Source organism: Microbacterium sp. KSW4-4, assembly GCF_023091185.1.
In the GTDB taxonomy this organism is placed as follows: domain Bacteria; phylum Actinomycetota; class Actinomycetes; order Actinomycetales; family Microbacteriaceae; genus Microbacterium; species Microbacterium paraoxydans.
In genome coordinates this window covers 1507332-1519776 of the sequence record NZ_JAHWXJ010000001.1, presented here as the reverse complement: position 1 = coordinate 1519776, position 12445 = coordinate 1507332, and the positions used below count along the sequence as shown (strand labels likewise).

At 72.4% G+C, this 12445-nt stretch carries 10 protein-coding genes and 1 rRNA gene; 6 read left to right on the top strand and 5 right to left on the bottom strand.

Features of this window, described 5'->3' with window-relative positions; all coding sequences use genetic code 11:
• Nucleotides 1-13: 13 nt before the first annotated feature.
• A 5S ribosomal RNA gene (rrf, locus tag KZC57_RS07670) occupies nucleotides 14-130 on the top strand.
• A gap of 65 nt (nucleotides 131-195) precedes the next feature.
• Here the strand turns inward: rrf and KZC57_RS07665 are convergent.
• On the bottom strand, nucleotides 196-933 hold the full coding sequence (locus tag KZC57_RS07665; RefSeq protein ID WP_247641614.1) for an IclR family transcriptional regulator: 738 nt from the start codon (nucleotides 931-933) through the stop codon (nucleotides 196-198).
• 94 nt (nucleotides 934-1027) lie between these two features.
• On the opposite strand from KZC57_RS07665, the gene hutH reads away from it, so the two are divergent.
• The 3 genes from hutH to hutI are packed head-to-tail and all read left to right on the top strand — an operon-like array spanning nucleotide 1028 to nucleotide 5383.
• Entirely contained in the window at nucleotides 1028-2569 is a 1542-nt protein-coding gene (gene hutH / locus KZC57_RS07660; protein ID WP_247641409.1) for a histidine ammonia-lyase, read from the top strand.
• A complete protein-coding gene (hutU, locus tag KZC57_RS07655; RefSeq protein ID WP_247641408.1) occupies nucleotides 2562-4220 on the top strand; it encodes a urocanate hydratase in 1659 nt (552 codons plus the stop codon). The genes hutH and hutU overlap by 8 nt, the downstream gene beginning before the upstream one ends.
• Entirely contained in the window at nucleotides 4217-5383 is a 1167-nt protein-coding gene (hutI, locus tag KZC57_RS07650) for an imidazolonepropionase (protein ID WP_247641407.1), read from the top strand. The genes hutU and hutI overlap by 4 nt, the downstream gene beginning before the upstream one ends.
• A gap of 11 nt (nucleotides 5384-5394) precedes the next feature.
• Here hutI and KZC57_RS07645 read toward each other — a convergent pair whose 3' ends face one another.
• Both KZC57_RS07645 and KZC57_RS07640 read right to left on the bottom strand, forming a co-directional pair.
• Nucleotides 5395-6309, bottom strand: a complete 915-nt coding sequence (locus KZC57_RS07645) for an agmatinase family protein (protein ID WP_247641406.1) — start codon at nucleotides 6307-6309, stop codon at nucleotides 5395-5397.
• A gap of 1 nt (nucleotide 6310) precedes the next feature.
• Nucleotides 6311-7588 carry a DUF445 domain-containing protein gene (locus KZC57_RS07640; RefSeq protein WP_247641405.1) on the bottom strand — a complete coding sequence of 426 codons (1278 nt, stop codon included), beginning with the start codon at nucleotides 7586-7588 and terminating at the stop codon, nucleotides 6311-6313.
• A gap of 36 nt (nucleotides 7589-7624) precedes the next feature.
• Here KZC57_RS07640 and KZC57_RS07635 point away from each other — a divergent pair, with 36 nt between their 5' ends.
• Nucleotides 7625-7897 (top strand): metal-sensitive transcriptional regulator, encoded by a 273-nt coding sequence (locus KZC57_RS07635; RefSeq protein ID WP_060922948.1) that lies wholly within the window; start codon nucleotides 7625-7627, stop codon nucleotides 7895-7897.
• Between the two features lie 21 nt (nucleotides 7898-7918).
• Here KZC57_RS07635 and KZC57_RS07630 read toward each other — a convergent pair whose 3' ends face one another.
• Nucleotides 7919-9307: an aspartate aminotransferase family protein gene (locus KZC57_RS07630; protein WP_247641404.1), complete on the bottom strand. Its 1389-nt coding sequence runs from the start codon at nucleotides 9305-9307 to the stop codon at nucleotides 7919-7921.
• Nucleotides 9308-9322: 15 nt separating this feature from the next.
• The gene (locus tag KZC57_RS07625) at nucleotides 9323-10807 is read right to left on the bottom strand and encodes a CoA-acylating methylmalonate-semialdehyde dehydrogenase (RefSeq protein WP_060922946.1); all 1485 of its coding nucleotides are present in this window, start codon (nucleotides 10805-10807) and stop codon (nucleotides 9323-9325) included.
• Nucleotides 10808-10930: 123 nt separating this feature from the next.
• Between KZC57_RS07625 and KZC57_RS07620 the strand changes: the two genes are divergently transcribed.
• Nucleotides 10931-12445 (top strand): PucR family transcriptional regulator, encoded by a 1515-nt coding sequence (locus KZC57_RS07620; RefSeq protein WP_247641403.1) that lies wholly within the window; start codon nucleotides 10931-10933, stop codon nucleotides 12443-12445.

The window sequence follows — 12445 nt, the reverse complement described above, 5'->3', positions numbered from 1 at the left end:
ACATCAATAGTGTTTCGGCGGCCATAGCGTGAGGGAAACGCCCGGTCACATTCCGAACCCGGAAGCTAAGCCTCACAGCGCCGATGGTACTGCAGGGGGGACCCTGTGGGAGAGTAGGACACCGCCGGACTCCTTTTAGTCAAGAAGGCCACCCAATGCTGGGTGGCCTTCTTGCGTTAACGCGCAGGTGCCGCGTCAGCGGGCCAGACGCGCCTCGAGCGTCGCCGCTGTCTCGCGCACCGCGTTCGCCAGTACGACCTCCGCACCGTCGGCGTCGGCCCACGTGACGGCGACCGCGGCGACCGGCCAGCCGGCCACGTCGCGCACGACGGCGCCCACCGAACGCAGACCTTTCGCGACCTCCCCGTCCTCCGTCGCATACCCCCGAGAGCGTACGTCCCGGAGGAGTTCGCGCAGCTCCCCGGGGTGGCGGGGACCTCGTCCGGTGCGGTCGGAGAATGCCGACGCCGCCGGGTACAGCGCGCGTACCTGTTCGCGGGGGAGGGCGGCGAGCATCGCGCGTCCGGTCGCGGTCAGGTGCGCGGGGAGGCGCACGCCCACGTCGGTCACCAGGGCCGGCCGCCGCGGCGCACGCTCCTCGACGATGTACAGCACGTCCCCGCCGCTCATGACCGCCAGGTGCGCGCTCTCCCCGAGCTGGTCGGAGAGCCCGGCGATGAGCGGACGGCCGAGCCGTGCCAACGGCTGCTGCCGGGCGTAGCCTCCAGCCAGCTCGAAGGCCGATGTCCCGAGCCCCCACCGGCGCTCCTCCCGGAGGTGGAGCACGAAGCCGTGGGCAGCGAGCGTGCGCAGCAGGTGATAGACCGTCGATCGCGGAAGAGCCAGCTCGCGGGCGATCGCGGACGCGGCCACCGGCGCCGGCCGGCCCGCCAAGTAGCTCAGGATGCGCAGGGTCTGCGCCGCGGCAGGCACCTGGGCGTCAGCGGTCACGGAGATGTCTGGGATCACAGACACAGGTTGCCACGAAGCCGCGTGCGCGTCGACCCCGCGGGTGTGGAATCGAGACATGAGCGATCCTGCCCCTGTCCTCGTCGGCGCCGCCCCTTTGTCTGCCGCGGATGTCGTCCGCGTCGTCCGTCACGATGTGCCCGTCGTCGTCGACCCCGCCGCGCTGGACAGGGTCGCCGAGACCCGCCGTGTGGTCGACGGCCTCGCCGCTGACCCGAACCCGCATTATGGGGTGTCCACCGGCTTCGGCGCGCTGGCGACGACCTTCATCGCTCCGGAACGTCGCCTGCAGCTGCAGGCGAGCCTCATCCGATCGCACGCCGCCGGCACCGGCGCCGAGGTCGAGCGGGAGGTCGTGCGCGGGCTCCAAGTGCTGCGCCTCCAGACGCTTGCCTCCGGGCGCACGGGGGTTCGTCCCGTCGTCGTCGAGACGTATGCCGCGCTGCTCAACGCGGGCATCGTGCCGGTGGTCCGCGAGTACGGGTCGCTGGGGTGCTCCGGGGATCTCGCGCCCCTCGCCCACATCGCCCTCGCCGCCATGGGGGAGGGCGAGGTCCGCGACGCCACGGGCCGACTCGTCCCGGCGGCCGATGCCCTTGCGGACGCCGGCATCGAGCCGCTCACGCTTGTGGAGAAGGAGGGCCTCGCCCTCATCAACGGCACGGACGGGATGCTCGGCACGCTGGTGCTCGCGCTCCATGACCTGGAGATGCTGCTGCTCACTGCCGATGTGGCGGCGGCGATGTCCGTCGAGTCGCAGCTCGGCACGGACGCGGTGTTCGCCGCCGATCTCATGGCGCTGCGTCCGCAGGCGGGACAGGCCACCTCAGCCGGCCACCTCCGTGCCCTGCTCGCCGGCTCGCCGATGGTCGCGAGCCACAAGGGTCCGGAAGACGGCCGTGTCCAGGACGCGTACTCGCTACGGTGTTCCCCTCAGGTGCACGGCGCCGCACGTGACACGCTCGGGCATGCTGCCATGATCGCGGAGCGCGAGCTCTCCAGCGTCATCGACAACCCCATCATCACCCTCGACGGCCGCATCGAGTCGAACGGCAACTTCCACGGGGCGCCCGTCGCCGCGGTCCTCGACTTCCTGGCGATCTCGATCGCCGACGTCGCCTCCGTGTCCGAGCGGCGCACCGACCGCGCGCTGGACCCGGCCCGCAGCCACGGGCTCCCGCCGTTCCTCGCGGCGGAGGTCGGAGTCGACTCCGGGCTGATGATCGCGCAGTACGCGGCGGCCGGCATCGTCTCCGAGCTCAAGCGTCTCGCGGTTCCCGCCTCGGTGGACTCCATCCCGTCCTCGGCGATGCAGGAGGACCACGTCTCGATGGGCTGGGCAGCAGCACGGAAGCTGCGTCGGGCGATCGACGGTCTCTCCCGCGTCCTCGCGATCGAGATCCTCACCGCCGCCCGCGCGCTGGATCTCCGCGCGCCGCTCGAGGCGGGGCCGGCGACCGGAGCCGTGCGCGACCTCGTCCGCACGGTCGCCGCAGGCCCCGGCCCTGACCGCCACCTCTCGCCCGAGATGGAAGCCGTGACCGACCTCGTCCAGTCGGGTGCCATCGCCCGTGTCGCAAAGGAGCACATGCATGACTGAGGAGAACGCAGCGCGCACGGTACGCGCGGCCCGCGGTGCCGAGCGCACCGCCAAGAGCTGGGGCGCGGAAGCGGCCAAGCGCATGCTCATGAACAACCTCGATCCCGAGGTCGCCGAGCACCCCGAAGACCTCGTGGTCTACGGCGGGACGGGCAAGGCGGCGCGCAATTGGGCGGCGTACGAGGCGATCGTCCGCACGCTCGACGAGCTGGAGCCCGATGAGACGCTGCTCGTCCAGTCGGGCAAGCCGGTGGGCGTGTTCCGCACCCACGAGTGGGCGCCGCGCGTGCTCATCGCCAACTCGAACCTCGTCGGCGATTGGGCGACCTGGCCGGAGTTCCGTCGTCTGGAGGAGCTGGGGCTGACCATGTACGGCCAGATGACCGCGGGCTCCTGGATCTACATCGGCACGCAGGGCATCCTGCAGGGGACGTACGAGACGTTCGCCGCGGTCGCCCGCTCGCTCGGGCGAGACTCCCTGCGGGGGACGCTGACGCTGACCGCCGGTGCGGGCGGGATGGGCGGGGCGCAGCCTCTCGCCGTGACCCTCAACGAGGGCGCGGTCCTGATCGTGGACGTCGACGAGACGCGGCTGGCCCGCCGCGTCGAGCACCGGTACCTCGACGAGTACACCACCGACCTGGACGCGGCAGTGGCCCGGGTCGTCGCGGCGAAGGAGGCCGGTCACGCCCTCTCGGTCGGCGTCGTGGGCAATGCCGCGGAGATCTTCCCCGAGCTCCTGCGCCGGGGCGTGCCGATCGACGTGGTCACCGACCAGACCAGCGCCCACGACCCGCTCGCCTACCTGCCGATCGGCATCGAGGTGGACCGCTGGAAGGAGGAGGCGGCGCGCGACCCCGAGGAGTTCACCCGCCGGTCGAGGGAATCCATGGCCGCCCACGTCGCCGCGATGGTCGGCTTCCAGGACGCCGGGGCGGCGGTCTTCGACTACGGCAACTCGATCCGCGCGGAGGCGCAGCTCGGTGGATTCGACCGGGCGTTCGCGTTCCCCGGATTCGTCCCCGCCTACATCCGCCCGCAGTTCGAGGAGGGGCGCGGACCGTTCCGCTGGGTGGCGCTGTCCGGAGACCCGGAGGACATCTTCAAGACGGACCGCGCGATCGCCGAGCTCTTCCCTGAGGACACCGCGCTGCACCGCTGGCTCGACAAGGCGGGCTCGGCCGTCCACTTCGAGGGTCTCCCGGCGCGCATCTGCTGGCTGGGCTACCAGGAGCGGCACCTCGCCGGACTGAAGTTCAACGAGATGGTCGCCTCGGGAGAGCTGTCCGCGCCGATCGTCATCGGCCGCGACCACCTCGACTCCGGCTCCGTCGCGTCGCCGTACCGGGAGACCGAGGCGATGAAGGACGGCTCCGACGCGATCGCCGACTGGCCGCTGCTCAACGCCCTCCTCAACACCGCCTCCGGGGCGTCGTGGGTGTCGCTGCACCACGGCGGCGGGGTGGGGATCGGCCGCTCGATCCACGCCGGGCAGGTCACGGTGGCGGACGGTTCGGCCCTCGCGGCGGAGAAGCTCGCCCGGGTGCTGACGAACGACCCCGGGACCGGTGTCATGCGGCACGTGGACGCCGGGTACGATCACGCCGCGGAGGTCGCGCGCGACCGCGGACTGAAGGTGCCGATGCTGTGACGACGACGCTCATCTCCGGGATCGGGGAGCTGACCACCAACGTCGCCGCCGGGGGCGACCCGACCGGCACGCTCCGCGATGCGGCCGTGCTGATCGACGGCGCGCGGATCGCGTGGGTGGGCACGTCCGCTGCGGCCCCCGCGGCCGACGAGGTCGTCGACGCCGGGGGTCGGGCCGTGATCCCTGGATTCGTCGACAGCCACAGCCACCTCGTCTTCGGCGGCGATCGGGCGGCGGAGTTCGAGGCGCGCATGGCGGGACAGCCGTACGCGGCGGGCGGCATCCGCTCGACGGTGCAGGCGACGCGGGCGGCGACCGACGACGAGCTCCGCGCCCGACTGCGCAGGTTCATCGAGGAGCTGCGGGCGCAGGGCACCACCACGGTCGAGATCAAGAGCGGCTACGGTCTCGCCGTCGCCCAGGAGGAGCGCCTCGTGCGCCTCGCCGCCGAGGTGACGCCGGAGGTCACGTTCCTCGGCGCGCACGTGGTGCCGGTCGACTACGCCGACGATCCCGATGCCTATGTCGATCTCGTCGTGGGGCCGATGCTCGACGCGTGCGCTCCGCACTCCCGGTGGATCGACGTCTTCTGCGAGACCGGCGCGTTCACGGTAGCGCAGTCACGGCGGATCCTGGAGGCGGGCATCACCCGGGGTCTCGCTCCTCGGGTGCATGCGAGCCAGCTCGGTCCGGGCGACGGCGTGCGGATGGCTGTCGAGCTGGGGGCGGCCTCGGTGGATCACGGCACCTACCTCACCGACGCGGACATCGCCGCGCTCGCCGCGTCGGACACGGTGCTCACGCTGCTTCCCGGCGTGGAGTTCTCCACGCGCCAGCCCTATCCGGATGCGCGCAGGCTCCTCGACGCGGGTGTGACGGTCGCGCTGGCGTGCGACACGAACCCGGGGTCGAGCTTCACCTCGTCCATGGCCTTCTGCATCGCCATCGCCGTGCGGGACATGGGCATGACCACGGCGGAGGCGGTCTGGGCCGCCACCGCCGGCGGCGCGCGGGCACTGCGGCGCGACGACATCGGCCGGATCGCCCCCGGCGCGCGCGCCGACCTCGTGGTGCTCGACGCCCCCTCCCGCGTGCATCTGGCGTATCGCCCGGGTGTGCCGTTGGTGCAGCGCGTCTGGAAGGACGGCCTCGCGGTCGTGTGAGGCCGCGCGGGCTAGCGTGCCGCGAGGCCGGCGAGCAGCTCGAGCACGCAGAGGGCAGCGAGTCGCACGGTGCGACGGTCCTCGGCGTCCGCGGTCGCGTCGACCTCGGCGATGTCGGCGCTCACGACCCGCGGATCAGCGGCGACCGCCCGGGTGAGGGCGCGAAGCTCCCACGCCGCCAGGCCTCCCGGAACGCTGGCCGGGCAGCCCGGTGCGACCGCGCGGTCGCACACGTCCACGTCGATGTCGAGGTGCACCCGGGCGGCGTCGCCCGCGCCCGCGATCGCGACCGCCTCGGCCACGACGTCGGCGATGCCGCGACGGCGCACGTCGTCGAGGGTGATGACCCGGATGCCCCAGTCCGCCGCGCGGCGGGCGTAGGCGGCGGAGTTCGCGAAGTCGGCGAGGCCGATCTGCACGATGCGCGTGGGGTCGACGCGGGCCGTCGGGACGCCTGCCGCGGCGGGGACGTCCTCGACGAGCCGCCGCACCGGGGTGCCGTTGGACACGCCGTCGCGCAGGTCGAAGTGGGCGTCGAACGTGATCAGGCCCGTGGTCCGGGCACCGAGCGCGACCGGGTAGGTGAGGGAGTTGTCGCCGCCGAGGGCGATGAGGAGGTCTGAGGCGTCCGCGAGCTCCCGGACCCGCTCGATCGTCCGCGCCTCTCCCGCATCGCCGTCCGGCTCCGGCACGTCCCCGGCGTCCGCGATGCGGAGCACCTCGTCCAGGTCGATCGTCGGCGGGCCGAGGACCGTCGTGCCGTAGCGGGGGAGTGCCTCGCGGATCGCGGCCGGTGTCGCGTGCGCCCCGGTCGGGGACAGCGAGGTGCGCCAGGTCGGGACGCCGAGGAGCACCGCATCGGCCGTACCCTCGAACGCGGGCCAGGCGCCGGCGCGCGGCCAGAGCGGATCGTGGGACAGCGCCATGTCAGACTCCCGGGATCAGGGCGTGGGCGACGGTGAAGATCGCGAGGCCGGCGAGGGCGCCGACGACGGTGCCGTTGAGGCGGATGTACTGCAGGTCGCGGCCGACCATGAGCTCGATCTTCTCCGTGGTCTCGGCCGGATCCCAGCGCTCGACCGTGTCGGTGATGATCGAGGCGATGTCGTGCCGGTACCGGTCGACGAGGAAGACGGCCGCATCGGAGACCCACGTGTCGACGCGGCGCTGGAGGGCGGCGTCGGTCGTGAGCCGCTCGCCGACCTCCTGCAGCGCCTGCACGGCGCGGCGCCGCAGCCCGCTCTCCGGGTCGGCGAGGGAGGTGAGGAGTCCGTTCTTGGCGGTGTTCCACGCCTCTGCGGCGAGGGCGCCGACGCGCGGGCTGTCGAAGAGCGCGGCCTTGGCGTTCTCCAGCTTCTCGCGCGTCGCGGGATCGTTCTGCAGGGCGTCCGCGAGGCGGGACAGGTACCCGTCGATCGCGAGGCGGGCCGGATGCCGCGGGTCGGCCTGCACGGCGCGGACGAACTTGACCGCCTCGTTGTACACGGTGTCGTCGATGAGGCGGTGCGCGATCTTCGGCATCCATCCGGGGAGGCGCCGGGAGACGAGTCCGGTGAAGGAGGCCGCGTTGGCGTCGAGCCATCGCCCGATGCTGTCCACCGCGAGGTCGACGGCACCGTGGTGCGCCTCCGCCTCCACGATCTTCTCCAGCCACGCCCCGGCGGGCGGCCCCCACTCCGGCGCGACGAGATGCTCGCGGGCGAGGTCGGCAAGGAGGTCGCGCACGTCGTCGTCGCTGAGCGCGTTCAGCACGGCCGTCGCGATCGTCGCTCCCTCGGCCGCCACGCGCTCGGCATGCGGGGTCTCGCGGAGCCACTCCCCGGCGCGGAGGGCGATCGCGGTGCTGGTGAGCTTGGTGCGCACGACGTCGGCGGCGAGGAAGTTCGTCTCCACGAACTCACCGAGGGTGCGGCCGATCTCGTCCTTGCGGTTCGGGATGATCGCGGTGTGCGGGATGGGGAGGCCCAGCGGACGGCGGAACAGCGCGGTCACCGCGAACCAGTCCGCGAGGGCGCCGACCATGCCGCCCTCCGCGGCGGCGCGGACGTACGCGAGCCCACCGACCCGCTCCTGGAACGCGAACGCGACGACGAAGGCGAGGGCCATGAAGATCAGCGCCCCGAGCGCGACGGCCTTCATCCGCCGCAGCGCGCGCCGACGCTCCTGGTCGGCGAGGGAGAGCAGCGTCGTGGGTGTTCGCGGCATGACGTCATCCTTTCACGGGGCGAGTAGCCTCGATACGTGATCGAAGACATCAAGAAGCGCGCCCTGCACCGCACCAGCATTCTCGAGGGTCAGATGCGCGGCGTCGCGCGGATGATCGAGAGCGAGGAGTACTGCATGGACATCATCACGCAGTCCCGCGCGATCCAGCGCTCCCTCGAGTCGCTCAACCGTCTGCTGCTGGAGAACCACCTGCGCACGCACGTCACCCACATGTTCGAGGACGGCGGCGAGGAGCGCGACAAGGCCGTCGGCGAGCTCCTCAAGGCGTTCGACTTCGACCGCAAGTAAGCGAGAGGCGCGGACGGCCTTTCAGCCGACCGCGTACCGGTCGGCGACCGCCAGCGCCTCCTCGATCGCCGCCAGCCCCCGCACCAGCTCCGCCTCCTCGATCACCAGCGGCGGGGCGATGTGCACGCGATGGAAGTGCGTGAAGGGCCAGACCCCTGCCCGCTTCGCGGCGGCGGCGAACGCCGTCATCGGTGCAGCGTCGGCACCGGTCGCGTTGAACGGCACCAGCGGCTCCCTGGTCCGCTGATCCCGCACGAGCTCCACCGCCCAGAACAGCCCGCGACCGCGCACCTCGCCCACGCTCGGATGCGACTGCGCCCACGAGCGCAGGGTCGGACCGACGACCCGCTCGCCGAGGTCGCGCACCCGTTCCAGGATGCCGTCCCGGCGGAACACCTCGAACGTGGCCACACCGGCAGCGCAGGCGAGAGGGTGCCCGGAGTACGTCAGTCCGCCCGCGAACGGGACGGTGTCGAAGGCCGTGGCGATGCGGTCGGAGATCACGACGCCGCCGAGCGGGACGTAGCCCGAGTTCACGCCCTTCGCGAAGGTGATCAGGTCGGGGCGGGCCTCGAACGCGTCGATCCCGAACCACTCGCCGAGTCGGCCGAATCCCACCATCACCTCGTCCGCGATGAAGACGATCCCGTAGCGATCGCAGAGCGCGCGCACCCCGGGAAGATAGCCAGGCGGCGGAAGCAGCACGCCGTTGGTGCCGACGACCGTCTCGACGATGATCGCGGCGATGGTCTGCGGCCCCTCGAGCTGGATGGTCTGCTCCAGGTGCGCGAGGGCGCGCTCCGTCTCCTGCTCGGGCGTCTCGCTGTGGAACGGGGAGCGGTAGAGGTACGGTCCGAAGAACCGCACGGCCCCGGTGTCCGTGACGTCGTTCGCCCAGCGGCGCGGGTCGCCGGTGAGGGAGATCGCGGTCGCGGTGGAGCCGTGGTAGCTGCGGTACATCGACAGCACCTTGCGGCGGCCCGTGGCCTGCCGGGCCATGCGCACCGCGTATTCGTTCGCCTCCGCGCCGCCGTTCGTGAAGAACACCTTCTCGAACCCGTCGGGAGCGACCTCGGCGATGAGGCGGGCGAGCTCCCCTCGGACATCGTTGGCCATCGACGGCTGGATGGTCGCGAGCCGCCCGGCCTGCTGCTGGATCGCGGCGACGAGGTCCGGGTGCTGGTGGCCGAGGTTGAGGTTCACGAGCTGGCTGGAGAAGTCGAGGTACGCGGTGCCCTCGTAGTCCCAGAAGGTCGAGCCTCGACCCGCGGCGACCGGCAGCGGGTCGATCAGCGCCTGGGCGCTCCAGGAGTGGAAGACATGGGCGCGGTCGTCGGCGCGCACCTGCGCCTCGGCGTCCGGGGCGGGGAGCGGGGAGGAGAGTCCGTGGCGGTCGGTGAAGGTCGTCATCGTGGGCGCTCCTCGTCAGTGGTTGCTCGGGAAGCCGAGGTCGATCTGCGACGGGGTGTGGTCAGGCCACCGCGTCGTCACGACCTTCGACCGCGTGTAGAAGTGCACGGACTCCGGGCCGTAGATGTGCGCGTCGCCGAACAGCGAGTCCTTCCACCCGCCGAAGGAGTAGGCGCCGATGGGCACCGGGATCGGGACGTTGACGCCGACCATGCCGACCTCGATGTCGAACTCGTACTGCCGCGCCGTCCCGCCGTCGCGCGTGAAGATCGCGGTCCCGTTGCCGTAGGCGTTCGCGTTGACGAGCGCGACCGCCTCGGCATAGGAGCCCACGCGCACGACGGACAGGACCGGGCCGAAGATCTCGTCGTCGTAGACGCGCATGCCGGGTGTGACGTCGTCGATCAGGCTCACCCCGAGGAAGAAGCCGTCGCCGTCGAACGGCGTCGTCGTGCCGTCGACGACGACCGTGGCACCCTCGCCGGGAGCTTCCGTGACGTAGGAGGCGACCCGGTCACGGTGCTCCGCGGTGATGAGCGGCCCCATCTCGCTCGCCGGGTCCGTGCCGGGGCCTATCGAGAGGCCGTCGATGCGGCGGGCGATCGCGGCGACGAGGTCGTCGGCGATGTCGCCGACCGCCACGAGCACGGACACCGCCATGCAGCGCTCGCCCGCGGAGCCGTACGCTGCGGAGACGGCGGCGTCGGCGGCCGCGTCGATGTCGGCGTCGGGCATCACGACCATGTGGTTCTTCGCGCCGCCGAGCGCCTGAACCCGCTTCCCGGCGGCGGACGCCCGTTCGTAGATCGACCGGGCGATCGGGGTCGAGCCGACGAAGCTCACCGCCTGCACCCGCGGGGAGTCGAGGAGCGCGTCCACGGCCTCCCGGTCGCCGTGCACGACGTTGAGGACGCCGTCCGGGAGACCGGCCTCGCGGAACAGCCGTGCGAGCCAGACCGCGGCGGACGGATCCTTCTCGCTGGGCTTGAGGACGACGGTGTTGCCGCACGCGATGGCGGAGGCGACCATCCACAGCGGCACCATGACCGGGAAGTTGAACGGAGTGATGGCCGCGACCACGCCGACCGGCTGCTTCACGGAGTGCACGTCGACCCCGCGGGCGACCTGCTCGCTGCGCTCGCCCTTGAGCAGGTGCACGAGACCGGCCGCGAACTCGACGTTCTCGATGCCACGGGACACCTCGCCGGCGGCGTCGGACAGGACCTTGCCGTGCTCGGACGTGACGATGGCCGCCAGCTCGCCCATGCGCTCTTTGAGGAGCTGACGGAGCCGGAAGAACACGTCGGCGCGCTTGATGAGGCTCGTCTCCCGCCACGCCGGGAGGGCCGCGGCCGCGGCGGCCACCGCGGCGTCGACCTCGGTGGCAGAGGCGAACGCGACCTCTTTCGTGACGACTCCTGTCGCCGGATCGAAGACGAGGCCTCGGCGGGCCGCGTCGCCGGTATCGGTGCCGTTGATGACGTGACGGACGATGTCCACGGATGCTCCTTCGCAGAGGGGATCGCGTCTCGCACACTCTGACCGAGGGTCGCTACGCTGGGCTCGGCCCATGCTGACAGGAAACGGAGCAGGTGCGGAGTGGCAGAGCGTCAGGACTTCTCGGTGGATCGGACAGATCGTCCGGATCGATCGCCCTCGGTGCTGCGCGTCGGGGACGTGCTCGCGCTCCCCGCGGTGCAGGAGGGGGCGCCGACCGTCCTCGTCGGGGGCCCGGCACTGGAGGCCGGGGTGCGGTGGGTCCACGCCTCGGACAGCGCCACCGTCGCCCGCCTGCTCGACGGCGGCGAGCTGCTGCTCACGACCGGCGCGGCCTGGCCGACGAGCCCCGCAGCGTTGCGCGGGCTCGTGGCGGAACTGGCGGCGGTCGGGGTGTCCGGCATCATCGTCGAACTCGGCTCGCGGATGCCCCGCGTCCCGTCCGCGGTCGTCGAGGCCTGTGCCGCCTCCGGCCTCGCTCTGATCGCGCTCGGGGTGGAGGTCAAGTTCGTCGCGGTGACCGAGGCCGTGCACCGGGCGCTGATCGAGGCCCAGACGGCAGCGCTCCGCGAGCGTCAGCGACTGCACGACCTCTTCACCGCCCTCAGCCTCCGTGGCGCACCGGCCGACCTCATCGTGTCCGAGGTCGCCCGCGCACTCGACGCCCCGGTCCGCCTCGAGAATCCGGCGGGAGAGGTCGTCGCGATCGAAGCGCTCCGCGTCCCGGTCGGCGAGGCCCTCCGACAGACGGAGCGGGGCGGCGATCGGGTGCCCGTGCAGGCGCGCGGAGTGCGCTGGGGCTGGCTCATCGCGGCGGAGGGGCCGCCGCATCCCGCCGGTCGGTCCACGGTCCTGGAGCTGGGGGCGACGGCCCTCGCCTTCGGCTGCCTCGCCGATGGGGAAGGGGCGTGGACCGTGCTCGCCCATCGCCGCCTCGTCGAGGATCTTCTCGGCGCGCGGTTCGCCCGCGAGGAAGACGTCGAGGTCCGGCTCCGGAGACTCGGTCTCGACCCGTCGGACGGTACCGTCTCCGGCCTCGTCTTCCGCACGGAGGAGGACGCGGAGAGGCTCGTCGCCCGCGCGCGTGCAGCGGGCCTGCCTGCGGTGGGGGCCCGGCGCGGAGCCGACGTGGTCCTGCTCGTGGCCGCCGGAGCCGATGCGCTGACCGATCCGGTCCTCGCGCACCTCTCCGGCGGCGCGCCCGTGACCGTCGGACCGAGCGCCGAAGGCGTCCTCGGGCTCCTGGCCTCGATCCGCGCCGCGCTCGACGTCGCCGCACGGCCGTCCGGGGGCGACGTGCCGGTGGTCCGGCGCGTCGCCGACCGGCCGCTCGAACGCCTCGTGTCCGCTCTGCGCGACGACCGGCGGCTCCAGGCGCACAGCGAGCAGATGCTGGAGCCGCTCGTCCGTCACGACCGGGATCGCCGGGGAGACCTGCTCGCGGTCCTCGCCGCCCTCGTCGCGCACCCCGGCAACCGCTCCGCGGCGGCGGCCGCGAGCCATCTCTCGCGCTCGGTGTTCTATCAGCGCCTCGCGCTCATCGGCGACCTGCTCGGCGCGGATCTGGACGACGGGGAGACCCTCGCCGCCCTGCACCTCGCCCTCCTCGCCCGCCGTCGCGAGGAGACGAAGCCGCGCTGA